Source organism: Calothrix sp. PCC 7507, assembly GCF_000316575.1.
In the GTDB taxonomy this organism is placed as follows: domain Bacteria; phylum Cyanobacteriota; class Cyanobacteriia; order Cyanobacteriales; family Nostocaceae; genus Fortiea.
Window position 1 is genome coordinate 2951754 of sequence record NC_019682.1, and the last position, 25171, is coordinate 2976924.

The 25171-nt window shown below is 41.5% G+C and carries 19 protein-coding genes; 9 read left to right on the top strand and 10 right to left on the bottom strand.

Translation table 11 applies throughout. The features are described 5' to 3' along the window. Positions 1-12: 12 nt before the first annotated feature. The 4 genes from CAL7507_RS12580 to CAL7507_RS12595 all read right to left on the bottom strand — a co-directional run bounded on the left by CAL7507_RS12580 (position 13) and on the right by CAL7507_RS12595 (position 5918). Positions 13-2082, bottom strand: a complete 2070-nt coding sequence (locus CAL7507_RS12580) for an AAA family ATPase (RefSeq protein ID WP_015128849.1) — start codon at positions 2080-2082, stop codon at positions 13-15. Positions 2083-2137: 55 nt separating this feature from the next. Continuing rightward, positions 2138-2956, bottom strand: a complete 819-nt coding sequence (locus tag CAL7507_RS12585; RefSeq protein ID WP_015128850.1) for a hypothetical protein — start codon at positions 2954-2956, stop codon at positions 2138-2140. Between the two features lie 223 nt (positions 2957-3179). Further along, positions 3180-4754 (bottom strand): ATP-binding protein, encoded by a 1575-nt coding sequence (locus tag CAL7507_RS12590; protein WP_042342105.1) that lies wholly within the window; start codon positions 4752-4754, stop codon positions 3180-3182. 216 nt (positions 4755-4970) lie between these two features. Continuing rightward, positions 4971-5918 carry a glycosyltransferase family A protein gene (locus CAL7507_RS12595; protein ID WP_015128854.1) on the bottom strand — a complete coding sequence of 316 codons (948 nt, stop codon included), beginning with the start codon at positions 5916-5918 and terminating at the stop codon, positions 4971-4973. Between the two features lie 194 nt (positions 5919-6112). On the opposite strand from CAL7507_RS12595, the gene CAL7507_RS12600 reads away from it, so the two are divergent. The 3 genes from CAL7507_RS12600 (at position 6113) to CAL7507_RS12610 (ending at position 8989) form a co-directional block, all read left to right on the top strand. Next, complete coding sequence (locus CAL7507_RS12600; RefSeq protein WP_015128855.1) at positions 6113-7387, top strand: glycosyltransferase family 4 protein; 1275 nt, start codon at positions 6113-6115, stop codon at positions 7385-7387. A 195-nt stretch (positions 7388-7582) separates the two neighbouring features. After that, a complete protein-coding gene (locus tag CAL7507_RS12605; RefSeq protein WP_015128856.1) occupies positions 7583-7900 on the top strand; it encodes a hypothetical protein in 318 nt (105 codons plus the stop codon). An 825-nt stretch (positions 7901-8725) separates the two neighbouring features. Then, positions 8726-8989 carry a DUF3146 family protein gene (locus CAL7507_RS12610; protein WP_015128858.1) on the top strand — a complete coding sequence of 88 codons (264 nt, stop codon included), beginning with the start codon at positions 8726-8728 and terminating at the stop codon, positions 8987-8989. Positions 8990-8997: 8 nt separating this feature from the next. On the opposite strand, the gene CAL7507_RS12615 is transcribed toward CAL7507_RS12610, so the two are convergent. The 3 genes from CAL7507_RS12615 to ntcA all read right to left on the bottom strand — a co-directional run bounded on the left by CAL7507_RS12615 (position 8998) and on the right by ntcA (position 12114). Continuing rightward, a complete protein-coding gene (locus CAL7507_RS12615; protein WP_015128859.1) occupies positions 8998-9444 on the bottom strand; it encodes a pre-16S rRNA-processing nuclease YqgF in 447 nt (148 codons plus the stop codon). A 222-nt stretch (positions 9445-9666) separates the two neighbouring features. Next, positions 9667-11157: a DUF3084 domain-containing protein gene (locus CAL7507_RS12620; protein WP_015128860.1), complete on the bottom strand. Its 1491-nt coding sequence runs from the start codon at positions 11155-11157 to the stop codon at positions 9667-9669. A 285-nt stretch (positions 11158-11442) separates the two neighbouring features. Continuing rightward, on the bottom strand, positions 11443-12114 hold the full coding sequence (gene ntcA / locus CAL7507_RS12625) for a global nitrogen regulator NtcA (protein WP_010998529.1): 672 nt from the start codon (positions 12112-12114) through the stop codon (positions 11443-11445). A 527-nt stretch (positions 12115-12641) separates the two neighbouring features. On the opposite strand from ntcA, the gene fabI reads away from it, so the two are divergent. The 5 genes from fabI to CAL7507_RS12650 all read left to right on the top strand — a co-directional run bounded on the left by fabI (position 12642) and on the right by CAL7507_RS12650 (position 19445). After that, positions 12642-13418, top strand: a complete 777-nt coding sequence (gene fabI / locus CAL7507_RS12630; RefSeq protein ID WP_015128861.1) for an enoyl-ACP reductase FabI — start codon at positions 12642-12644, stop codon at positions 13416-13418. Between the two features lie 115 nt (positions 13419-13533). Then, complete coding sequence (hisB, locus tag CAL7507_RS12635; RefSeq protein ID WP_015128862.1) at positions 13534-14154, top strand: imidazoleglycerol-phosphate dehydratase HisB; 621 nt, start codon at positions 13534-13536, stop codon at positions 14152-14154. Between the two features lie 280 nt (positions 14155-14434). Continuing rightward, complete coding sequence (locus tag CAL7507_RS12640; protein WP_015128863.1) at positions 14435-15409, top strand: ABC transporter ATP-binding protein; 975 nt, start codon at positions 14435-14437, stop codon at positions 15407-15409. 650 nt (positions 15410-16059) lie between these two features. After that, positions 16060-17619, top strand: a complete 1560-nt coding sequence (locus CAL7507_RS12645; RefSeq protein ID WP_015128864.1) for an SLBB domain-containing protein — start codon at positions 16060-16062, stop codon at positions 17617-17619. Positions 17620-17711: 92 nt separating this feature from the next. After that, on the top strand, positions 17712-19445 hold the full coding sequence (locus tag CAL7507_RS12650) for an alpha/beta hydrolase (protein ID WP_015128865.1): 1734 nt from the start codon (positions 17712-17714) through the stop codon (positions 19443-19445). Positions 19446-19700: 255 nt separating this feature from the next. On the opposite strand, the gene CAL7507_RS12655 is transcribed toward CAL7507_RS12650, so the two are convergent. Further along, entirely contained in the window at positions 19701-21413 is a 1713-nt protein-coding gene (locus CAL7507_RS12655; protein WP_015128866.1) for an ankyrin repeat domain-containing protein, read from the bottom strand. A 230-nt stretch (positions 21414-21643) separates the two neighbouring features. Then, positions 21644-22606 (bottom strand): orange carotenoid protein N-terminal domain-containing protein, encoded by a 963-nt coding sequence (locus tag CAL7507_RS12660; RefSeq protein ID WP_015128867.1) that lies wholly within the window; start codon positions 22604-22606, stop codon positions 21644-21646. Between the two features lie 736 nt (positions 22607-23342). Between CAL7507_RS12660 and CAL7507_RS12665 the strand changes: the two genes are divergently transcribed. After that, positions 23343-24182 carry an SPFH domain-containing protein gene (locus CAL7507_RS12665; protein WP_015128868.1) on the top strand — a complete coding sequence of 280 codons (840 nt, stop codon included), beginning with the start codon at positions 23343-23345 and terminating at the stop codon, positions 24180-24182. Between the two features lie 105 nt (positions 24183-24287). Here the strand turns inward: CAL7507_RS12665 and folP are convergent, their stop codons facing one another. Beyond that, on the bottom strand, positions 24288-25142 hold the full coding sequence (folP, locus tag CAL7507_RS12670; protein ID WP_015128869.1) for a dihydropteroate synthase: 855 nt from the start codon (positions 25140-25142) through the stop codon (positions 24288-24290). Between the last annotated feature and the right edge of the window lie 29 nt (positions 25143-25171).

Consider the following 25171-nt stretch of genomic DNA (forward strand, 5'->3'; position numbering starts at 1 on the left):
AAATGTCAATCATTAAGTAACTAAACGAATTAACTGGTCTTGTAACTTAGCTTTGGGGTCAATGATTTTAACCGTGTGTTCGTCACATAGTTGTTGAATTAACTGTTCAATTTCTGAATGTTGTACAGTGGGAAATTGACGTTCAGCTTCGTTAATTAAAGCTATAACTCCCATAAAGCTTTGAATTGTAACTAAATTCAACAAATACTCTTTAACTGGTTTTAAATCTGGTTTATCATTTCCCTTACCATTATCATGTTCTGGTTTAGAAACAATACCTAAATCTTGCAACAAAGTACAATTATGTAAAATTTTTAACTTACGGATTAACGATTGTAATTCTTGTAAATTAATTGTTTTATCTGCTAGTACTAATTCTTGAGCTAGTGCTGAATTCACTAAGTTATGGTATGTAGCTAAATAGTGAACAGAAGCCACACTAGGCTTTATATGATGATGGTTAGTATATGTGAAAATCTGCTTGTATATTTGATTTCCAGCCAGGTTGGGTTGACCTACGCTTGCAAGACGAATTAGTTGCAGACTGTGACATAAATTATTAGAAACCACTCTCTGACAAGCATTCATTACATCAAAAAATGGTCTCATTCCTGGTTCTTCTGTCCAGACCACTCCTACCCTTTCTTTCTTACCAGGCTGTTGGTAACTTAAGGAATAGCTAGCATAATTACCTTTTAAGATTTTAGGCTTAATAGCCTGTACTTCCAATGCCTCTAAGGCTTCTTGTAACATCCGAATTAGTTCAGGTGCAGCTAATAAAGTTATTTTGGTAATTTTCCCCTGAACTTTTTTATATTCCTGCTGCCATAATAATTTTAATTCCGCATCTGGTGGAGGCGGTGGAGGTGGTGGCAAAATTACACCCATTAACCATAATGGCTTCGGGTCTTTTTTATCTCTGAATAGCCATTCCTTATATTCTTGGAATAGTCGTTTTCCTAGAGTTAGCACTGAACGAGGTGAGGCTTTACGGCTAGGAAATGCTTTCACTAGTACCTCTGTAGTTAAGGGATAAATCGAAGAATTAGGTACAGGGGAAGCCTGATGATACAACTGATATAATCGAGAAGCTAATAGGGCTTCGGCCTCCTCTAGCGTAATGCGTTTAAGGAGTACTTTTTCACTAGCCCTATCCAAATCAGCAGGTTGAATTCGTTTGTAATTTTCATTCCAGACACTAGTTCTAACACTGATGATAATTAAGAAACCTTGCCACTTGCCATTATAAATCGTAGAGTTAACGTTGAATAAAGCTTGTAGGTCAATCGAGCCATCTGGTAGGCGAGCAATGTTATCTAGTTGATCAAAACATAAAACAATGGGCTGAGTCTTGCCAGAGATTTTGCTTAAATTTCCTAAAATACCTCGTGCAGAGTCTTCGCTATCAATAGATTGCTTAACTTGTAATCTCTTCAGGCTTTCGTCATCTAAATTATCCCCTTTTAACCATTCACAAGCTAGAGAGTTTAATTCTGGATTAGTTAAACCATAAAGAACACCAAAGAATTCGTTGGCATTGTAAACTTCCTTAGTACCTATAGTCTTTTTGAGAATATCAATAAATAATTTACGGTCAGCTTTAGTATCTGTTTTCTGTTTTCCAAAAAAGCCTTTAATTCTGTCAATTAAGCTTTGATGTTCACTTTGTAAATCGTGACGAATAGTAGACAAACAGCTTTTAATCCAAAGAATTAATTGGGAATCTGTTTGTCCTACTGGAGCATTTACCAGACTATCAATAGTGTGGCGTAAGATATGCCTCCAGATATGGTCACTCTGAGGAAACGGCTCAATGTATACGAAAAAAGCTTCATTATTTAGCTTTCGTTTTAACCGACCCATAAAATGAGTTTTGCCCACCCCAGCATCACCATAGAGAATTAGGGTACGGGTTTGATGGTCTTGAGCAATTCGATCCAAAACACTTTTAATTTGAGTTAGTGCTTCTTGATGAATAGAGTCAACAGTAGGAGCTAGCTCATGCTCTTTCCAAAAGTTACCTGCTGCAAAGTTATCAAAAGGGTTAAGCGATTTTTTAATAACTTCGTCAATAGTTGCCATATGGATATCTCTATTTTCTTGAAAGTTAGCTTGTTTGTAGATTAGGCTTAGACCGCTAATTTAGTGTGATGAAAAATAAAGAGCCACCACTTATTTGAGAAATTCCAGCATCAACTTGCTCAGGAGTATAATCACGTGGCTCTGCAAGTGTACTTAACTCAATTTTGTTAGTTTCTTCAAGGCGATACAGCGCCTGCTCTAATTCATCTCGTGACAAAGGCGGTTGTAACTTTTGTCGCAGATGGAAAATTGGTAAATAATTCTCAGTACCCAATTCTCGGTCTAATTTCTCAATAATTTGTAAGACTTCTGCATCACTGATAGTGACTGTAGGTAGTGAAGTATAATCTTGCTCTGGTTTCACTCGCAGAGTCTTACGTAAAAACCGTAGATAATTACCCAGTAATTCTAAGCTGATGGCGGGGTTAGAGCCTTTGTTGGGACTGTAATCATCCCGTAAATACTCAATTCCTCTTTTAGTCAGCCAAACCTCAGCTTTTGCCCTTTTAATGCTCTTTTCAGCTTCAATCAAACCCCGATCGCTCAACGCTTCCAGTATCACATCTCGTTCAGCAGCTTTTGGCGAGGTGATTTTGCTAGGGGCGATTTTACCAGCAGCTTTACTGATTTTCTCCAGCACCTTGAGTTCTTTGTCTGTGATGGGTACTTGGCTGGGATCTTTCAGCACAGTTTGACCTGAGCCTGAAATCTTGACTGTAGCAATCTCACTGGTATATTCTACCAGTTCGCGATCGCCCAATGCCTTACAAATTTTATTTTTCTCACTTTTAAAAGCATCGAAGGCACTAAGTTCTGCTCGATAATCCGCAAATCCCAATAACTTTAAGAGGAACTTTAACTCATTTACTTCCATGTGGGTAGGCCTGCCTGTTGTATATAACTCAGCACTACTCTATCCTGAATGGCAAAAATTTACACACCCTCCTGATTGTAGCATTAGTTGTAATAACTACGTAAGATTACCCCTTACTCTATCTACAATAGGAGTTATATTAGATGATCACCCAAGCTGATTTGTATTTATTCCAACCCAAATATTACTATTTTCGCCAAGCTGCTTCCAACATTCAAAATAGTCACGCCCGAATCACAGTAATCGCCCGTTGATTTTCCGTCGCCACAACCTGCGTTGACAAACGTTCTTCCATTGGTAGGGCATTTTTACGCCTGTCAAACACAAATAACCAACCAAAATCCAACCCCAAACGCCCTAAATATGACTCTAATTGCTCGATTCCTTCAGTTTGGGGGTCACGTTTTTTATCCCGCCATACTTTTAATTCTATTCCCAACGTCACGCTTCCATATTGCAAACATAAATCCATTCTGTCGCTACCAATTGCATATTCCCGTTCCAGGATTCCCCCACCATTAACAACACTTGTGTTGAGCGGAGTCGAAACACGATGTAAGAAAGCCATTAATACTATGTGGGGAGCGATTTCATGATACCCAGTACTACCTAATAACGGTTCCCCGTGCTGTCGCCAAAACTTGAGAAATGCTGCCAGCAATGCATCTATATTTAATTCCCCTGAAGAGGTTAACCAAGTTGGTGCAATCATTGGCAGAGAAGCCATTGGTGTCACCGTTAATACCCTGGGTAAAACTTCCCGATAAATTGGATTAGCAATAGTTAATCCGCCTTGGGGATGCATTTTACATAAACCCAAATCAATCACAAATTGAATATCATCATTCGGTATATCCCCCAATTCTAAACCGGCTAACATCGGCTCAATAATTGCTTTTATTCTTGGTTCCCGTAAGCGTTCGGCTAAAGAATCGAGATGAGTATCTTGACGGGCAATTAATATTTCCTTTGCCTGTAAAATATGTTCTTTTGTAATCGCAATATTTCTATCCTTAACCATTTTTTCCACAACTTCTTTAGCCAGAGCATTAACTAACCAAGGTTGTCCCTGAGTTAAATCAAAGGCTGTCGCTGCGGCTTCTTTTGTAAAAATTTGTCCCGTTTCCTGAGTATGTTGTTGGTATAGTTCTGCAACTTCTGCTGCGTTAAAATTTCTCAGGGTAATGGAACTGACTTTAATATTAAAAGGACTGGATGTGTTCAATCTGTCGCTACCACCAGATGCAACCTTGTAATCTCGCACATCCCGCAAACCAATTAATCCCACCGATGAAGGGAAATTTTCTGGACGAATCGCATAACCATCCCGCAACTGTCGCAACACAGAAATTAGAGTCTCATCTTGTAAAGAATCAATTTCATCAATAAATATTACCAAAGGTCTAGGAGAAACTTGTGCCCAAGCTTTTAAACTGGATTGAATTCTTTGTCCTGCTTCCTCATAAACCCAAGTAGGAGGTTGTAAATTTTTTGGTAAACGAACTGAAATTAAATTCCGCCAACTTCCCAGAATTGCTAATTCTGCGACACTGGGGTCATGATTAAATGCACTTCCTACTTCTGCGGATACCATGACTGCTGTATAACGTCCAGTTGCGGTAAGTTGCTGTGCTAGGGCTAACATAGCCGTGGTTTTACCCGTTTGTCGCGGTGCATGAACGACAAAATAACTACGCTGTTGGATTAGCTCCTCCAAATCTGGTAATCGTGTTGTTGGAGATAGCATGTAGTGGATATCGTCTTGACACGGACCAGCAGTGTTGAACCAGCGAGACATGGGATTTTGGCGGTTGGCGGACACTTTGAGTTTAGGCGATTTTGGGATGCGGATGGCAGGAAGGGCTAACTGATTTCCGTATAATTCTAAAAGCGATAGTGGATCAGCGATCGCAAAGCAAAGCATAAATAATAGTTAAGCGAGCGATGCGTAACACATCATTACAAAAAGATACGTCAGAATAGCGGTAGCACAGATATTTTTTTACCTGAGCCATTACTTAGCTTTCAATAACTTGAGCTTTACCGACTTACCTAAAACCTTCGGTATGGTGTAAATCTGCCAAAATATCAGATTCCATAAATATCCATACTGCGGATAACATTTAATCAACAGTAACTCTGCCATTAAATATAATCTGGTTTCTTTCAAAGCTCCATCTCTGAGAATAAACCTAATTTGTTCAGGCTTGGGCATGGCATGACCGATAATAGCATCTTTTTGATAAAACTTTGCCTGCACAAATAAGCCTAATAATCTATCTAAACTCCATGAAGGTAGCCAGGTTAAAGCACCTGTGATATTCATGGCTTTTGATATTTCCTGAAGTGCTGGCTTAACTCGCTCAGTTCTCCAAACTTTGTTATTAAAATTTTCAAAATGAATCCCGTTTTGGTCTGTTCTCTGCTGCCAAGGAAATATTATATGACGAATATCTAAAGCTTTATCCAAAGGCACAATGGGAACTTCTAATAAACCTTTGTAGTTACCCTTTTGAAACGGAAAGGGATTTTCTGAAGTTTTCTTACAAATTTCTAGCTGCTCAACATCAGGATTTGATTCCCATTCTTGCTTGATGCGTGCTTCGTCAGAATCGTTGATATTCTGAATTTTTAGCCTTAAAACCCAGCTTTCAGGAAATAGCGTAAAATATCTTCTTGTCAAATCTAAAATATCAGGGTGTGCAAAGTCATCGTCATCTAATGCCATCACATAATCGCCTTTGGCATTAATTAAACCTGTGAATCTTTGCATAACTTCGCCTTTATATGGACTTGTTAAACTCTGGACTCTAGGATCATCAATATTTTTAAATCCCGCCTCTGGGGGATAAACTAAAATAAATTGCACGTCACCTTTAATTTGTAATAACTGTTCTAACCAGTAATCGGAATAATTGCCTCTTGTGGCGGTGACAATTGTCAAAAATGGTTGATTATTCATAGTGTTGTGTGTAATCGTAAATATTTTTTGCCTCACGCCATCGCTTTTAGTGATCCCGCAGGGTAGGTGCAAAGGAAAGATTTTTGCAAGATGTTTATTGTATTAGACAAATAAAAATCTCATGTTAAAACTGATATGTAATCAGGGTAATTAATTGGTTACATCTAAGTTATAAAAAGAAGAAGAGAAATTATATGCGTATCCTGATGCTATCTTCTACGTTTCCTTATCCACCTAGTCGTGGGGGAACGGAAATTAGAACTTTTAATTTGCTCAAATACCTCCAACAAAAGCATTCAGTGATTTTAATTACACAGTCTAACAAGGAAGTCACAAATGCAGAGGTAGAGGAATTACGGAAATATGTAAGTGAACTGGTCATTTTTCCTTTACCGTCGGAACCAGAAAATCAAGGTGGTATTTCAGAGTTATTGGCTAAGGCGAGGCGATTTATGGAATCGGTGCTTAAAGCTACACCGCCAAATGTTCTGTATCGTTATTCGCCAGCAATTCAAGCCTTAGTTGATGATTATGTTCAGGCGCAAAAGTGTGATGTAATTACTTGTGAACATAGCGTTAACGAAATATATATTCGTCCTGAGTTTCGCAACAGTGTAAATACGGTTGTCGATGTCCACAGTTCGGTTTACGGTTGGGTGCGCGATCATCTGAAGATGGATGCTTCACAGAATGCATTACGCGATCGCTTATATCTCTCGCTTGTCTTGGAGCGTTACGAGAAGCGCTACTGTACTAAATTTTCTCACATTGTTGTCACCACCCAAGACGATCGCCAAGAATTTCTCAAACTCCGTCCGGACATTGAAATCGCCGTAATTCCCAATGGCGTAGATTTAGAATTATTTCCCTATCGTTTACAAGATCCAGGCGGACATAGTTTAATTTTTGTAGGAGCAATGGATGCATCCCACAATATCGATGCGGCTCGGTTTTTTGCTTTAGAAGTATTGCCAGAACTGCAAAAATCCTATCCTGATGTCACATTTAGTATTGTCGGTGCTAGACCAAGCCCAGAAGTTTTAGAATTGAAAGATATTCCTGGAGTTATAGTTACAGGTCGCGTGTCTTCAATGGTAGAATATTTGCATAACTCTACCGTTTGCGTAGTGCCGCTGAGAACTGGGTTTGGGATTAAGAATAAAACCCTCGAAGCAATGGCAGCAGGTGTGCCAGTAGTAGGAAGCGATCGCGGTTTAGAAGGATTAGCTGTCGATGGCAATGGTATATCAGTGGGAGCATTACGCGCAAATGTACCCCAGGAATATATCACTGCTATTAGTAAACTATTTGATAACCCAAAACTGCGCTCTGAATTATCTCTCAATGGCAGACAATTAGTAGAAACAGAATTTACTTGGGATATCGCTGGTAAAAACTATGAACAAGTTTGTCTTCAGAGCGGTAGTAATGGCTACAGTGGTTCTCAGTTGAGTGCAATATACCCCTAATTGAGGAGTCAGGAGTATTCAATATTCTGATTCTTGACTTCCTTTAGGTGGGTATATCTCATGCATCTGAGAATTGCCATATAGAGGTTCTCAGTCGGATGCAATACAGTCGAGGGTGGGGTTTCCCCGCCCCTACAGGCTTTGCAATTTCAACTTGTACCTCACTGATGTGAAAACCGCTATAACTACAAAAAAATGAAGGATAAAATTTCATATTTCATCCTTCATACTTTTCTCAATCTTCAGCCAAAATTGTATTACTGTCGCATTGAAGGCGCGGAAAAAATCCTGCTAGATACTGGAATGCGTAGATTAGGTTTGTTGACAGCTATAGGAGGATTATCAGCAGAAGAGTTACTGCTTACTTCAGAGATAATGTCTGCTTTACCATTTGTAGAAGTAACAGAGTCACTCGATTTCGATGACAACTTGGTATCTAGATCAGGAGATGATTTTGGGGATATAGAGCTACTATTATCAATAGTATCATCATTTAATTCTCTGGGAGTTTGAGCTTTACATGGAGTTATGCAGAAAGCAGAACCTGCTGCTAAAGCTAGGGCTAGCAGTGGACAAATAGATTTATGCATTATGATTATTTAAAGTCCTTGATATGTGTGGCAATTCACAAAGCAAATATGCTTTTAATGCTTAATTAAGAATTTCGCCGACAGATGCGTCCTTAACAATATTTTTTGTTAATTAGTCCAGCAGAACTATTCAAAGTATAGTTGCATTGATATTCTTTATAAAAGAGGAATTTTACGGAAATATTGTTAATTTAATATATTTTGCCGTAATTAGGAGTAAAGTATATTTATGGATTTCAACTATTAAATATGTAAAGTTTTCAAAAAAAGTAGTATTCCGTCTTATACCAATTCGATATGAAGATGCATAATTAGGACTTACGCAAGATGTGACCAAAAACCTGATTCTTGCATAGCGGTAATTCATGTATAGGAATTATATTTGATTTCTGAGAAAATCTAAGTATCTGTAGTGGTGCGGCAAGGCTAAATTTGTGCATTAGAGGTAGGTTGGGTGAAGCGGAGCGCAACCCAACATATAGCGGATCTGCTACTCTATGAGTTCTCCGAAGGAGTACCCGCAGGCTATTACCGCTACTTTCGTTGTGTTGGGCGTAAGTCCTGATAATACTTAGCCTACAAAGCCCTCATGTTCTGATAACCGTGTCTTCAGTCGTTAGATGGAGCAAAATTACCGACTTAACTATAAAATATTCACTTTGTCAGTTTGTCGATTTAAGCTATGTTTGGTAAATAAAAGAAGTAACCTGCATAGTCAACTTTTATCCCACACTTGACATCAAGCATTGTGAGTGCCAAACGTCTGCCAGAAACCATTGCCCATGTCAGAATTACCCGCCAATCCTGGCAACACGGGTTCCTTGAAGGTGAAGTCAACGCCGGTGATCATGAATGGCAGTTCCAATGGCATTTTCGCCGGGGAGAACTGTCTGTGAAGCCTTCCCAAGGTCGTGCCTTAATCAAAGAACCGCTAGGTCGTTTCTTGGAAAAACAAGATTATCAGTTAGAACCGGGAGGAGACTATGCTTTTACTATTCGGGCTGAACTTTAGTTAATCAGTTAACTGTTAACTGATTCAGTGAGGCGATTTAAATATCTTTCGATTAAGAGGATAGCAACAATGTCATCTATCGGTCGTGGTGGCTGCCGCATACCCTTTGGCAATAGCTTTGTTATGCCTTGAGGAGGATACATCTGCCAATAGCGATCGCGTGCTTCTAAGGTCGTGTAGCGCTCATCTACTAAAATAATATTCAAAGGATCGGCTAATTCCTGACTCAGCTGTCGTTTCCACTGCTTGGCTGTAGTTTGGTCGCCCATGACTACCAAAGAAATAGGCAGCTTTTGACGTAGTTCTTCAATTGTAGCGATCGCTTCATTTGCAGGTATAACTTGGTGATAATATAATTGCCGATCTAGCCCCATCACCGCTACACCACATTTATCCCGACCTGGATCAAAGCCCAAAATCACTGGTTGTGTAGGAGAAAATTCGCTCAAGGTCATACAATTTTGGATTTTAGATTTTGGACTTCGGCTTCGCTCAGTCGAACGATTTTGGATTTGTCCCACTGATAAATCTAGGGGCTGGGGAATTTTGGATTTTAGATTTTGGACTTCGGCTTCGCTCAGTCGAATGATTTTGGATTTGTCCCACTGATAAATCTAGGGGCTGGGGAATTTTGGATTTTTAAATACATTTAAATATCAAGCGAAATTTTTAAGTTTTTAGGTACTAAAAATAACTTTGCCGTTGACTATTGCCAATAGTTTTACTCTTAATGGTCCGGCTGTGTAAGTATCCTCTGCAGCGATCGCTTTTATTTCTAATAATTCATTCGATTGCCCCATTTGGCCGATAAAGCGCAGGAAGGTACCATCTATTTGCACATTGTCAATAATTCCCGCATTACGGGCGCGAAATTGGGAAGCAGAAATCAATAAATCCAGCCGTTGCCGCAATTGATAGGATGTCATGGTTTTGGGATCAGCGGTAGTTGTAGCTAGCACCTGTCCACCCGAAAAGACTAATTGATTTCTGGCTGTATCAGCAAAAAATTCTATCTGCTTTTCTCCCCTGACGTAATTGCCAGCACAGAGAATTCGCATCACATATTCTCTGCCATCATCTATCTGCTTGACTAATTGTTCAACCTTGTCTTGGGTAACGTGCAGTATCTCTAGATTTGCCGGATTTGCTCCAGGTTCTGTTAATTCGAGGTTAGCATTCCGATTGGCTTCTTGTAAAAGTTTGATTACTGCTTGACGGGCTGCTGTGGGCTGGTTAACTCGAATCACTACTGCAGCCAGGACTTGACCCCGCACCAAAGCCAGTTTACCCAAACGTAAGTCCCGGTAGGACTGGTAATATTTTTCCAGCCTTGCTACTTCCTGTTCTAAATAATTCTGTTGTTTTTCCAATTCTTTGAGCCGAGATTCCCGTTTGGCAATCACTTGCTCACGTGCTGTAATTTCTAGATTACGCTTTTGAATCAGTTGATCTAGGTTAGCAATTTTTTGATCCCGTTCTAAAATAGCTTCTTGTCTATTCGCCAATTCGCGATCACGTTTGGCAATAGCTGTTTTAGCTTCACTAATAGCTTTTTGGGCTTCAGCATACAGTTTTTGGCGTTCTGTCTTTAGTTTTTCAACTGCCGTTTTTAGAGCCTGTCTCTGATCGTTAACGCTTTGCAGTTCAGCTATAGCTTGACGGTACTGAGCGACAACTTGACCCAACTGGCTTTGGCTGCGCTGGAGTTGCGCTTGAGTTTGGGCTTGTTGGGTGACAGTGCGATTCAGTTGGGCTTGCGTTGCCTGTTGTTTGGCATTTGCCGCCTGCAAGGAGCGATTAATTGCTTGTAAGTCTTGTTGAGCCTTAGCCTGCTCATTTCTGGCTTGGTTGAGCTCACCCTCTACCTGGCTTTTTTGGGTTTCTGCGGTTTTTAGCTGATCGCGCTTATGTCTCAGGTCTTTTTGAATATCCTCTAATTCAAAAACACCCTTCCTCAATCCCTCATCGGCAGCAAAGAGAATTCCTAAAGTTGATGCAGAAATTAAAGTACCTGTAAAAATAGTTACTAGTACAGCAGTGTTTTTGGGGCGCAAATTAAATAGTGAGAGGCGCGCTTTGCCAACCCTTGTGCCAATACGATCACCAGCAGTGGCTAGTACGCCTCCCAAAATCAAAATTGCCAATATGAGGATGTACCCGGTGGTCATCGTCAGCTACCGAAATGCTTCCAGATACAGCCTACTACTTTCGACCATAGTCTGGGGGAATGGAAGATTGGCAATAGCTGAAATTGCTCAATTTTTAGAACCGACCTATGGGATATGGGTGTTAACTCTAAAAACACAACGTTTGCCAATTCCGCTTCCCCCCAACAGTTATCAGTGATCAGTTACCAGTGATCAGTTATCAGTTTTGTCACTTAGGTTAAAGCGTTGGTGCGCTTTCCACACCACACCGACCTGTTCACTGTTCACTGATAACTGATCACTGATTTAAGTGAATTGCCTACTCAAGGTAACAGGTTTATGCACAGTAATCTTTTTCTTGTGGATAGAAATCATCTTTTTTTCACGTAAATCCCCGAGTAGCCTGGTTACGGTGACGCGAGTAGAACCAATTGCTTCGGCGATCGCCTGGTGAGATAGCTTCAGATCAATTGTGATCCCATCGGCACAAGGAACACCAAAATCACGACAAAGAATTAATAAAAAACTCACCAATCTAGAACCCATATCTCGGTGAGCGAGGGTTTCAATCATCATCTCTGTCTGTAAAATCCGCGAAGACAGACCCCGCAGCATTAACATCGATAATTCTGGATTTTCCTTGAGCGCTTGTTCCACCTGTTCAATTGGCGCTGACAGTAACTCTACAGGTGTAAACGCCACCGCATGGTAAAACCTATCCGATTTATTCCCCGTCAGCAACGACAACACACCAAAAACGCTATTTTCCCGCAGTAATGCTACCGTTATTTCTTCTCCTGCCTCATACACCCTGGAAAGTTTAACAGCACCTTTCAGAAGAAAATAAACTCGTTCAGCAGGATCGCCAGGAAAAAAGATCGTTTTATTGCGTTCAAACGTTTCCACAACCGGAGGAAAAGCGCCAGTTGCCATCTGACGAAAAACATTTGCTAGGGCTTTATCTTGTGTCACGATCATCTCCCTTCCCCTACCCAATGCCGGAAAAACAAAAACTGATTACCTAAGAATACACCCGAAAAAACAATAAGACACCGTCAACCTTTCTGTACTTTCCTATACTCCAAATCAATGCTTCATATTTATTTGTTTATAATGATACATAATTTATGATCTTTTTAGCTAGTAGTTGTTGATCAGCGCTTCTGGGAGTAAAATATGCCGGAAACCGAGACACTTTTCCCAACAGCTACAAACCTTATAACAAAAGCCTTTTGAATTTTAAATTTTTCAAGAAGCCTGAATTTAGATGTCCGGATGTGAAAAATTCGCTAATTTTAAATTCTGTGCCGTGGTGTTAACTGTATTCAAAAAAAAACTTGAAGAAAAAATTAAGACTTTTGGGGAATATCTTAAGTAATAACAGGTAATTTAGTTGCAGTAAGCACTCTTAACAATTATCATTTTTGCAAATCCCATGTAAAACAAAGGCAAACTAGCCTCAGATTCTAGTATGCTCCTAATCATTGATCACATTCACAATTTTTATGCTAAATCTGACTGGAAAAAACGCCCTAGTGACAGGCATTGCAAATAACCGCTCTATCGCCTGGGGAATTGCCCAACAACTGCATAAAGCTGGAGCCAACCTCGGCATTACCTATCTACCAGATGAGCGAGGCAAGATGGAGAAGAAAGTCGCAGAATTAGTGGAACCCCTCAATCCCAGCCTATTCGTTCCCTGCAATGTCCAAAACGAAGCACAGGTTGAGTCTACTTTTGAAACGATCCGCGATAAGTGGGGAAAGTTAGATATTCTTGTTCACTGTCTCGCCTTTGCTAACAAAGATGATTTGACTGGAGATTTTAGCGAAACCTCACGCGCAGGCTTTAGCACTGCTTTAGAGATTAGTACCTTTTCCCTGGCGCAGTTGAGTGGGGCTGCTAAACCTCTGATGACAGAGGGGGGTAGTATCGTCACCCTGACATATTTAGGCGGTGTGAGAGCAATTCCTAACTATAACGTCATGGGAGTCGCCAAGGCAGGTTTAGAAGCCAGTGTGCGCTATTTGGCAGCTGAACTGGGGCCACAAAATATCCGCGTCAATGCCATCTCTGCGGGCCCAATTCGGACTTTGGCATCTAGCGCTGTTGGCGGCATCTTAGACATGATTCATCATGTAGAGCAAGTTGCCCCTCTGCGACGCACAGTCACTCAGCTAGAAGTTGGCAATACGGCAGCTTTCTTATGTAGCGATTTGTCCAGCGGTATTACAGGGCAAGTCATATATGTTGATGCAGGATATGAAATTATGGGGATGTGATCAGTTAACAGTTAACAGTCATCAGTTATCACTCACCAGTTATTCCCCCCACTCCCTAGTCTCTATCTGCTATCACTCACCAGTTATTCCCCCCACTCCCTAGTCTCTATCTGCTATGCAAATCAGCGAACGCCAAATTACTCAAATTTCTCGGACTGCGTCTGTTCATCGCACTACAGGCGAAACAAATGTGCAAGTCACTATCAACCTCGATGGTACAGGGATTTGTCAAGCAGCCACTGGCATTCCCTTTTTAGATCATATGTTGCATCAAATTTCCTCCCACGGGCTGATTGACTTGGATGTGCAAGCCCAAGGAGATTGGGAAATTGACGACCACCATACAAACGAAGATGTAGGCATTACCCTAGGACAAGCTTTCAGTAAAGCACTAGGCGATCGCAAAGGTATTGTTCGCTTTGGCAATTTTCTGGCACCCCTGGATGAAGCTTTAGTCCAAGTAGCGCTGGATTTTTCTGGCCGCCCCCACATTAGCTATGGGTTGCAAATTCCTACTCAGCGGGTAGGAACTTATGATACCCAGCTAGTCCGTGAATTCTTTGTGGCGCTGGTCAATCATAGTCAAATGACACTCCACATTCGTCAACTGGATGGCATTAATTCCCATCACATTATTGAGGCAACATTTAAAGCCTTTGCTAGAGCAATGCGGATGGCAGTTGAGATTGATACCCGTCGTGCTGGTGGAATTCCCAGTTCTAAGGGGGTTTTGTAGGCTAGTAAATGAAGTATGAAGTATGAAGTCTGAAATGAAGAAACTTGTACAGTAAGCTTTTCAGGGGTTGGTAATGGGTGGTTTATTTGCGCCGTGACGTACTAGTTAGAATTACCAGGCAGGGGTGACAAAGAGAGTGCCAATTAGTGCTTCGGTTAGCGATAATTGACAAACATGGTGATGGCGGTTATTGTCAGGTCACTGGGCAATCTGTTGATTAATGCCAAGTTGCAGTTTTAACTGTGACTTTAAATAATTGGTAATTGGTAATTGAACCGAGATGAAGTCTGTTGCAGACACCCCTGATTCTCAACTAAATACTACAGACACTCCACCAGTAGTCCTCACTTCTGAGTTGCGAAAAGTCTATCGTACTGGCTTTTGGCTGAATCAAAAAGTTTTATCCCTCAAAAGCTGTTCTTTATCGGTGTATCAGGGAGAAACTTTTGGTTTATTAGGGCCAAATGGTGCTGGTAAAACTACGCTTCTAAAGCTGTTGCTAGGAATTATCCGTCCTACTTCTGGGCGAGGATTATTGTTGGGTAAGCCCCTAGGCGATCGCAGTGTTAAGCAAAGCATCGGTTATCTGAGCGAAAGTCCCTACTTGTATGAATATCTCACAGGCTGGGAATTTTTGCAGCTAGCCGCGGGGCTATTTCAAATTCCCCAGAGTGTGCAACAGCGACGCATTCCCCAACTACTAGAGTTAATGGGTTTATCTCTAGCCGATGCTCGCAAAAAACAGATGCGGCGCTATTCTAAGGGGATGTTACAGCGTGTCGGTATGGCACAGGCACTGATTAACGATCCAGATTTGGTATTCTTAGATGAACCGATGTCTGGTCTTGATCCTGTGGGACGCTACCAAATGCGGGAGATTATCCTGGGACTGAAAGCGAATGGTAAAACAATTTTTTTTAATAGCCATATTCTCAGTGAAGTGGAGCAAATTTGCGATCGCATTGCGATCCTCGCTCAAGGTGAATTAATTTGTACTGGTTCCCTCAATCAACTTTTGGGGACTTCAAGCACATATTATGTTAAAGGTCAAGGTGGTGACTGGGCAGTTCTGAAAAAGTGGATACCCAGTATAGTATTTGAGCCTGATGGTTCCTGGCAAGGTACACTACAAGACGATTACTATGATTTTTTAGCTAGCCTCCGCTTAATGGAGGGGCAAATTACCACCATGAAATTGTCTCGTCCTTCCTTAGAAGAGTTTTTTATCCAACAAATTCAACAACAAAGTAAATGAAGTCTGAAGTCTGAAGTCTGAAATGAATAAACTTGTACAGTAAGCTTTTCAGAGGTTTGTAATGGGTGGTTTATTTGCGCTGTAACGTGCTAGTAATAGGGAATGGGGAGTAAAAATATTAAAATTATTGCATGGAATTTTGACCCGAATATGTTTTGAAATACTTCCTGTATTTATCATCAACTCTTATTCCTAGAGGTGGGAATTTTCACTTTAATTCAGATCATTTATCCAAAAACCTGGTTTTATAGCTGATCAGGAAAAACTGATTGTATTCAGCGCTACTCTTACTCTGTGTTTCCTCAAATCATCCACAAAACCTTGATTAAAGCTGATATTTATAAGGGTTTCTTCATTTCATACTTTAGACTTTATACTTCTCCTGCGGAGACGCTACGCGTAGCTTGCTTCCCCGCAGGGGTACAGCTTTTTTATACGAGAGCCTAATTTATAGAAACTTTATCTAGCAGTTGGTTAATCTTTAAATTAACTTCACTAAAAATTCAAATTAAACCAATAAGACTGCTCCGGAAACCCAAGTTTTTCTAGGAAAATAAGAATGTTGGGGGAACTTGAATATTTAAGTATAGTCAAGAATAAAATGTTTAGACAGTACTTTAGCACTCGTAGTCTCAGAGTATCCGGTAAATATGCTTAATACAGACTTGCAGAAATCACTCACCCATTCAGCTGTGGGTGTGGCTTTGTTAACGGCTGTCAATGTCGCTGCGCCATCTGCCAGCCTGGCTCAGGGACAACCAGTATTACCTAAAACACAACCAGTATTACCTATTAAACGTCCGGTAGTGCCGAATGCACAACCTGGATTTCCTAATATACGTTCAGTAGTACCGAATGCACAACCTGTAGTACCTTCTACACCATTAGATACAAATTATGCTTTAGGCGGTGGCGATCGCATCCGAGTTAATGTATTTGAAGTTCCTGAATATACAGGAGAATACCAAATTCCCCCAGGTGGAGCAATTAACTTACCTTTAATTGGCAGCGTCTCAGTTCTAGGACTATCAACTGAACAAGCTGCGGACGACATAGCCAAAAGATATGCCCGTTTTCTCAAACGTCCTTTAATCTCAGTCAACCTTTTATCACCGCGCCCGATCAATGTTTTTGTAGCCGGAGAAGTGACACGCCCAGGAGCTTATACCCTCAGCCTGAGTGGTGGTGCTGGTGACGCTCCTGGCGTACAATATCCCACTGTCTTAGCTGCGCTGACGACAGCTCAAGGTGTGACACTGGCGGCGGATGTAACTCAAATTAAATTGAGACGGAAAATAGGGCAAGGTCAAGAGCAAGAAGTTTTCTTAAATTTGAAGGAACTCATCCGCACAGGGAGGATATCACAGGATATTACCTTACGGGATGGAGACACAATTGTTGTGCCCACCGCCACCACCTTCAACCTTGCAGAAGCACGAAACTTGTCAGCAGCTAACTTTGCGGCTGACCCCACCAGACCCCGCACAGTAGCAATCATCGGTGAAGTTAATCGTCCGGGATCTTATCTAGTTACCACAGGTACTACAGCCGGAGATGCAGGACCCACAGCAGGCCCTACTGCTGGGGGTGTAACCAGTGGACTACCCACGGTATCACGCGCAATTCAACAAGCTGGGGGAATTACACCACAAGCTGATATTCGTAACCTCAAGCTGCGCCGACCCACCAGAACTGGTACAGAACAAACCATAGATATCAATCTCTGGCAATTATTGCAGAGTGGTGATGTGAATCAAGATGTGGTTGTGCAAGATGGAGATACAATTGTTATTCCCACTGCAACGGAAATTAACACCGCAGAGGCTACTCAATTAGCTGTCACCACTTTATCACCGGCAAAAATTCAAGTTGGTGTAGTCGGAGAAGTTAAAAAGCCAGGGCCTGTAGACCTGCAGCCGAATAGTTCTTTAAATCAAGCTTTACTCGCTGCGGGTGGATTTGCTGATGGTAGGGCTAACAGTGGTGCGGTAGATTTAATTCGTCTTAATCCTAATGGTTCTGTCACTAAACGTCTAGTTAAAGTTGATTTCACTCAAGGAATTAATGAGCAAACTAATCCTATACTCCGCAATAACGATGTTGTCCTAGTCAGCCGTAATGGGGTAGCCCAGACTTCTGATACTGTCAACGTTGTTGCCGGTCCTCTGGGTACTATTTTGGGGATTGTGAGACTTTTCTTCGGATTTTAGAGTCAGATGGAACAGGAGAGCGGCAGGCGTTCCCCCTTGCTCCCTGTCTCCATGCTGGTGTACCCTTTTATCTGGAAAAAAGAACAGCTTTTATGCAGTTTCAATTTGGCAAACATCGGCGTAAGATACCCTTTCTGCAAGAGCTACTGTGCGGTTTGACCCTCGCTGTGGGTTGGAGTGTAGCAATGCCTACTACTTTAGCTGCAGAAAAGGTGACGATTAAGTTTGGGCCATTTCAACAGTCGCTAGCGATCGCTGACTTAGAAAAATTTGCTAAAACAGGAAGACTGCCAGCAAACCTGCAAATCTTTAATTCTGTGTTAACGCCGCAAATCAGAGAATTATTGAACCGACGGCTGCAAGTAGATCCAGCCTTTGCAGATAAATTTGTTGATGAGTTAGTGCGATCGCCCACAGGTAAACAATTAATTACGTCTCTAGGTGCGGCTATCCCAGGTAGCACCGCAGAAACCCTGCAAACAGCCCTCAACCTAGCTCTGCGTCAAGTCAACGGTTTAAGTGCAATTGGTTTCTTGCAAGCCTACCCCGAAGAAAATGTCACTGTAGATGCAACTAAAGCTATTCAAATCGGCGTAGAATTTAACGCCAACAAATTACAGAGTCAAGCTCTGGGCGTTTTATTAGAGCGGCAGCTATTGGTAAATAATAATACAGCCTTTCAGCCCAGCTTCGATCCAGCAGCAATCGGCAAAGAGGTTGTTCAGCTACAAACCCTGACGCTACAAGACCGACAACGCAACAGGATCATCCCCGTAGATATTTATTGGAGTCGGGTTGACAGCCAAGCGCCCCTGGTTGTCATCTCCCACGGCTTTGGTGCTAACCGCAAATTTTTTGCATATTTGGCACGTCATCTAGCTTCCCACGGCATTACAGTTGCTGCGATTGATCATCCTGGTAGTAACGTCGCCGCCGTTTCTCAAGCTTCAGAGTCAGTTAACTTGGCGCAATTGTTACCAGCCAAAGAATTTATTGAACGTCCCCAAGATGTCAGCTTTTTACTGAATGAATTAGGAAAACTCAACACTCAATCAGGACAATTTCAGGGGAAATTCCACACCGAAAAAGTGACGGTTATCGGTCACTCCTTGGGAGGTTATACGGCTTTGGCTTTGGTGGGTGGAGAGGTAAATTTGGAGGAGTTGCGGAAATTTTGCCAAACCGATCTGTCTTTGGGAGAATCACCAGGTGATTGGTTGCAGTGTGCAGCGGCTTCTTTAAAGGAGAAAAAACTACAGTTAAAAGATGAGCGCGTTAAAAGTGCGATCGCTCTTAACCCCCTAGTCGGTAAACTCTTTGGTAGCAAAGGTCTGGCTCAAGTTAATCAACCAGTATTAATGTTAACTGGAACTGAAGATGTCCTCACCCCAACTTTGAAGCATCAAATAGCACCTTTCGCTCAACTGCGGAGTTCTAAATATTTAGTCACAGCCATTGGTGGGACTCACATGAGTATTAGCGATCCGGCATATCCTGTAAGTGCAGCAACTACTCTTGTCAAAGAAAAGCGCGGCGAAGAAACTAATTCCCTGCGTCAGTTAATCCGTGGTGTCACTTTAGCCTTTATCAAACAACAAACACCAGAAGCCAAAATTTACTTACCATTTCTCACTCCAGCATACGCCCAGTCGCTCTCTACACCTCAATTACCCCTACGCCTCAACTCTGATTTACCTGCAAATATCAAGCCTTGGTTGGGTTTCGTATCAATTAGGAAAATGGGTTTCGACTTCGCTCAACCCGGGGGGAATTGGGCATGGGACATGGGGGCTGAATTGGCAAACCAGACATTGAGCCTAAATTAGGGAAATCTGTCAACTAAAGATAGATGTCAGAGGTAAGTAACCACGCAAAATTAATTACAGTCATTGCGAGCGAAGCGAAGCAACCGCAAGGGTTGGGATTGCTTCATTTCGCTTCGCTCCATTCGCAATGACATTGTGTAATTAATTATGTTTAACTACTTATAGCGGTTCCTATTCAGATAAGGTACAACATTATATCGCCAGTGCCCTTACGGGTGTACGTCACGGTTGTCGGGAAGCGCTATAGATTTATATTTAAACAGTAGCGCGACTCCAAGTTAAGTTGATTAAATCTAAGACATAATCATCCGAGTTATCTATATAATCTTCTGATTTTTCATGATCCAATACACATAATTTACCGCCAGTAATATAAATTTTATCTAGTTCTTTGTAGTCAGCTTTGTGTTCACTAATCCATCCTGGTTTATCTCCAGTGGTTTCTAATTTTTCGATTTTAAATGTATGAATATTTAATCTATAAACTGGAGTTTCATGATAGATTCTTGTACCCGCATATCCTAAATTGCCAATGATATATATGTATTCTCCAACTAATGTGGCTGAATGAAAATCAGTCGGCTGAAATACATCTTTGGGATAACCAAAAATCTGAAAACTACCATCACCTTGATAAACTACAACATCGTTATATATACAAAAGTCAGGGTCATAAGAGTCTTCATGTTCACCAGCAATTTCGACAATTCTGCCATCTGGTAATTGTGTAATGGTTCTGCCAAATCGGTCATAACACCATGCTTTATCTTGCCAATTTTCTAGATCCTTAAAACTATTTTTGGCTGTATAAGCAGAACACCCCTCACAAATCATCGCCTGCCAAAAAGGGATGTTCATCAATTCTGGATTGGTTTTGCCAAAGCGGGGATGTTTACCTGCCAAATATTGCTCTCGTGATAATTCTGATAGTGAAAATTTGTTGTTGTCAATTCCAGTGAGCGATCGCCGTATATCATCGTTAATATCGCTCAAATCTTCACCAGATGCAATTAACATTCTCACAATTTCTAGATTAGTCGCTATCTTAATGGCTTTGTTATTACAATCATTGATTCGGCTGGGGTTTGCGCCAGCTGCTAGTAAAATTCTGACGCAATCAGTAGCACCATGCTCGGCTGCAATGATTAACGCAGTGTTATTAAAGTCATCAGTGGCTTCAATATCAAATCCCTCAGCAATTAGCCACTGCAAGACTTCTAGTCTATTGTTTTCTATCGCACACATTAACGGCGTTTTTCCGCAGTTTCCACCATAGTTTTGATTTGTTTCCGCAGCTAAGAGTAATTTGGCTTTAGGTAGCTCACCCACTTGAAGACTCAATAACCAAGGAGTTCTATACCCGCAATCACACACATTTTGATCTGCTCCTTCCTCTAGCAATAACTTTACTTGCTCTAAGCTGCCAAAAACTATAGCGTGCATTAATTCTGTCCACCCTAGTTGCTCTGGGTTAGCACCTGCGTTCAATAATAATTTGACAACATCAAATCTCCCTACATGAGCAGCTACTTTGATTGCAGACTCACCATAGCTACTCATACCATTGACAGCAGCACCTCTAGAGATGAGTAAATTTAAAGTTGATATTAAGTTTTGGTCTTGCAAAATATCGTGACCATGCATAGCATCAATTAAAACATCATATCCTTCTGCTGTTTGATAGTTAATATTCGCTCCAGCATCCAGAATAAATTGGATTTTCTCCAGATTTCCTGACTGCACAGCCAACCCAAGTACAGTATTGTGCTTTTCCATAGCATTCACATTGGCGCCATGTTCCACGAGGAAGCGAATCATATCAATACCTGCATTGGCGCTACTAACAGCAGACATTAATGGTGTTTGCAGAGAATTCTCATCTAGACGATCAATATCCGCACCATTAGCTATTTTACGTGCGACTCCTGCAATATTTCCCTGCTGTGCATAAATATGAAGTTGCATCATTTGTCTGAATTAACGTAAATATAAAATTAATTATCGGCGTTGCTGAATCAAAATATAAATCATGCCTCATCGATAGCAAATGAGCTTAACCAACATGATTAGGGCAGGCTTTCCAGCCTACCCTAAAAAAGTTATGTTGAATTGGTTATGCAAATTAGATGTTTTTTAGCTGACGACAAGCCTCTCCGCGTTTACGCTTCAGCAAGCTAGACAAGCAACTAACTGACACTCTATTTACGCACTAAGTTAAGCAGTTCTTTAGGAGAGGCAAGCAAGTCGATGGCCACAAAGAAGATTTTGCCTTGGGGATCTAATAGGAACCGCCATGCAATATTCATCCCTACACTCGCACCGAACCAGGGGGTTTGGACTTTACCTGTAACTTTAACTTGGGTGTAGCCGTCTTCTACCTGCTCAAGTACACCACGCTCTGGAATCATTTTCAGCCCCTGACATTCTTCACGCATATACGTTAGAATTCCTTGCTGACCAACAATTGGTCTTTCAAATGGGGGTTGCAAAGCGCCTTCAGCAGCAAACAATGCCACAGCTGCATCAAAGTCAAAGGCATTCATGTTGTTGATATAGCCCAACACAGTACTATTGGTGATGCCTTCAATGGTGACATTAGTCCGAAATGCTGGTGCAGTCGGAGGAGCCACAGCTACTGTAACTTTTTTGTAACTGCCAGGAGCATTGGGGTCAAATCCCATGTTGACTACTGTGTTACGCAGAATGGTGATTTGTTGACCTGGATCAGCATTGCGGATTGCTTGTAGCACTTTATCAGCTTCTGGAGAAAGCTCATAGCCCTCTGGGATCGGAGCGACGATTCCCTGTGCCATCCACTCTCCTAATTGATACCAGAAGCCCAACTTGATGTTGACAGTGAAAGACGCATAGGAACGGCACAGGGGAGTGTCAGCACGATTAGCCAAATCGTACATGACTGCTGTTTGCGCTTCAAAAGGCATCTGTTTGATTTGTTCGAGTAAGCCTTGTGCTAAGACCATACTTGCGGCTCCTGGAGCAGCAACTGTAATGGTTTTACCCATCTCTGTATAGGCAAACCAAAGCAATGCTAATTGGTCTTCAGCATTGAGTTGAGAGAATGATTCGGTGATAGTTGGGACAATGTCAGCGACCAGAGTGCTGGGGAAAATACCTTGAGCTGATTCGAGGGTAATAGACATGGTAGGAATCTCAAAAATAAAGTTGGAGGACGGTTAAATGTGCAAGAACGGCAGAAAAGTGTGCTTAAACAAACACTGTAAATTACCCACATGACAATTCATTCACAACAAGGGGTTGTGAAGTCATCACTAGGACTGGGTATAAATTTGGTTTTCTTTTGGGCGAATACTTTTGCTTTTAGCAAAAGCGGTTAACAATGCTGAAGTTATGAGGACTGCTGCGATCGCTTTTTTAAATACACAGCAGATTTGTTGCTCTTGGTTTGAATACGTACCAACGCCAACAGCAGGCTTAACTACACAGTTACGAGAATGCCCTAGTCATCGATGGTATAACGCATTAATGTTGCTTTTGTTTCTTTATGTAAAGAAACATAACAAAAACGTTACAAATAAGCAATCGTTTCTCAGTTATTCATTAATGAGTTTTATTTATCTTAAAGATAAGATTCCCTTAAGTGTGGGTGATGAAGCAAGTAGAAGGAACGAGTCGGAGAATACCCAGTCCCCATTCCCTCCCCATTGCCAGTATGTAATCGAGGTGCTTTAATAGCGATCGCGTTCCGTCGAACTGTGCTACTTGCAAAAAACACACAAGATTTACTGCTGCTAGTTAATTTGATATCACTACCGGTGTTCGTAAAATTACAGAATCAAAACATTAGACTTAAAAGTAGGACAAGGTAGTACCATGTCCTTTAACTAAAACTTCTCTAAAAACTAGATAGGATCAGATATGGAGCCAATCATTGCTATAGTCTTAGCCCTTATAGGTTATGCCCTAGGATCTGCAAAACTAATTAATCAAGGTAATGAAGCCCTAGTCGAAAGATTAGGTCGGTATCATCGGAAACTTAAACCTGGACTAAACTTCATTGTTCCCCTAGTTGATCAGATTGTCATGGAGGATACAACAAGAGAACAGGTGTTAGACATCAAGCCTCAAAATGTCATCACTAAGGATAGTGTCTACTTAGAGGTAGACGCCATTCTTTATTGGCGCATTAGAGATATAGAAAAAAGCTTTTATGCAATAGACGACCTCCAAGGAGGACTAGCACAGCTCGCCACAACTACGCTGCGAGAGATTATTGCCCAGAACACTTTAGAAGAGACTAATGTCTCTAGGTCTGACATGCACAGAGGCATTTTGGATCTACTGAATCCAATCACCACAGAGTGGGGAGTTGAGATTCTGCGATTAGATATTCAAAGCATTAATCCGCCGGAGAGTGTGCGGAAGTCGATGGAAGAGGAACGAGCCGCAGAAATCAAAAAACGGGCTTTGATTTCCGAAGCAGAAGGGGAACGACAAGCTGCAATAAAAAAAGCAGAAGGAACTAGAACCTCAATGCAAATAATTGCTGAAGCTCTACGTACCCATCCCGAAAGCCGGGAAATTCTCCGGTATCTCGTGGCTCAAGATTATGTAGAAGCTAGCCAAAAACTCGGTGAGAGCAATAATGCCAAAATTGTCTTTGTAGATCCAGCTAACTCAACAGAGATGTTTCAGGAATTGATTGCTGAGTCTGTCACTCACGAAGGGAACAACAAAACTGGCAATGGTTCTACCTAGTAAAAAAGTATGAAGTATAAAGTATGAAGTATGAAATGAAGAAACCTTTAGAGTGAGCTTTTAGGGTTTTGTAATGGGTGGTTTATTGGCTGCGTGGCATACTAGTTAATGCTGTGCTTGTTGGCGAAATATGGCATCAGCAACTAGTGACACATCGTGCATTTCTTTAACGTCGTGAACTCGCAAGATATCTGCACCATTAAAGATAGCAGCACAACATGCTGCTGCTGTTCCCCAGACTCGTTCTTTTGGCTCTGGTTGATTGATAATCCGACCAATAAAACTTTTGCGGGATGCACCCACTAATATAGGACAGTTAAGCGCTGCCAGTAACCGCAAGTGGCGAAAAATTTCTAGATTTTGCTCATAGTTTTTAGCAAAGCCAATACCAGGATCGATGATAATTTTATCTGGGTCAACACCCACAACAATTGCTGCTGCAATTTGCTTTGCCAAAAAACTATTAATCTCTCCCATCAAATCCTGATAGTCTGTTTGTTGTTGCATAGTCTGCGGGTTTCCCCGGATGTGCATTAACACAATAGGCACATTTAAACTTGCTACCGTTGGCAACATTGCTGTGTCAAAAGTGCCACCGGAAATATCATTAATCAAATCAGCCCCAACAGCAACAGCGGCTCTGGCTACGGCTGCCCTAGTTGTATCTACAGAAATTGGTACGGAAATCACCGGACGTAATTCCTGTAACACCGATACCACCCGATCTAGTTCTTCTGCCAGACTGATTTGCGCTGCGCCTGGTCGAGTTGATTGACCACCGACATCAATTATGTCAGCACCAGCTGCTACCATTGCCTGTGCTTGCGCTAAAGCCGCAGTAGTGTTGTTAAACTCACCACCATCACTAAAACTATCAGGCGTTACATTGACAACGCCCATCAGATAGGTTTGCTGTCCCCATTGGAAACAGCGATCGCGCATAATTAATTTGCCAGACATAAATTCAGAGAATCTTCATTTTAGGCACA

Coding starts and splice junctions, on each gene's coding strand:
- CAL7507_RS12580 (WP_015128849.1), bottom strand. CDS start 2,082: ATGGCAACTATTGACGAAGTTATTAAAAAATCGCTTAACCCTTTTGAT.
- CAL7507_RS12585 (WP_015128850.1), bottom strand. CDS start 2,956: ATGGAAGTAAATGAGTTAAAGTTCCTCTTAAAGTTATTGGGATTTGCG.
- CAL7507_RS12590 (WP_042342105.1), bottom strand. CDS start 4,754: ATGTCTCGCTGGTTCAACACTGCTGGTCCGTGTCAAGACGATATCCAC.
- CAL7507_RS12595 (WP_015128854.1), bottom strand. CDS start 5,918: ATGAATAATCAACCATTTTTGACAATTGTCACCGCCACAAGAGGCAAT.
- CAL7507_RS12600 (WP_015128855.1), top strand. CDS start 6,113: ATGCGTATCCTGATGCTATCTTCTACGTTTCCTTATCCACCTAGTCGT.
- CAL7507_RS12605 (WP_015128856.1), top strand. CDS start 7,583: ATGAAGGATAAAATTTCATATTTCATCCTTCATACTTTTCTCAATCTT.
- CAL7507_RS12615 (WP_015128859.1), bottom strand. CDS start 9,444: ATGACCTTGAGCGAATTTTCTCCTACACAACCAGTGATTTTGGGCTTT.
- CAL7507_RS12620 (WP_015128860.1), bottom strand. CDS start 11,157: ATGACCACCGGGTACATCCTCATATTGGCAATTTTGATTTTGGGAGGC.
- ntcA (WP_010998529.1), bottom strand. CDS start 12,114: ATGATCGTGACACAAGATAAAGCCCTAGCAAATGTTTTTCGTCAGATG.
- fabI (WP_015128861.1), top strand. CDS start 12,642: ATGCTAAATCTGACTGGAAAAAACGCCCTAGTGACAGGCATTGCAAAT.
- hisB (WP_015128862.1), top strand. CDS start 13,534: ATGCAAATCAGCGAACGCCAAATTACTCAAATTTCTCGGACTGCGTCT.
- CAL7507_RS12640 (WP_015128863.1), top strand. CDS start 14,435: ATGAAGTCTGTTGCAGACACCCCTGATTCTCAACTAAATACTACAGAC.
- CAL7507_RS12645 (WP_015128864.1), top strand. CDS start 16,060: ATGCTTAATACAGACTTGCAGAAATCACTCACCCATTCAGCTGTGGGT.
- CAL7507_RS12650 (WP_015128865.1), top strand. CDS start 17,712: ATGCAGTTTCAATTTGGCAAACATCGGCGTAAGATACCCTTTCTGCAA.
- CAL7507_RS12655 (WP_015128866.1), bottom strand. CDS start 21,413: ATGATGCAACTTCATATTTATGCACAGCAGGGAAATATTGCAGGAGTC.
- CAL7507_RS12660 (WP_015128867.1), bottom strand. CDS start 22,606: ATGTCTATTACCCTCGAATCAGCTCAAGGTATTTTCCCCAGCACTCTG.
- CAL7507_RS12665 (WP_015128868.1), top strand. CDS start 23,343: ATGGAGCCAATCATTGCTATAGTCTTAGCCCTTATAGGTTATGCCCTA.
- folP (WP_015128869.1), bottom strand. CDS start 25,142: ATGTCTGGCAAATTAATTATGCGCGATCGCTGTTTCCAATGGGGACAG.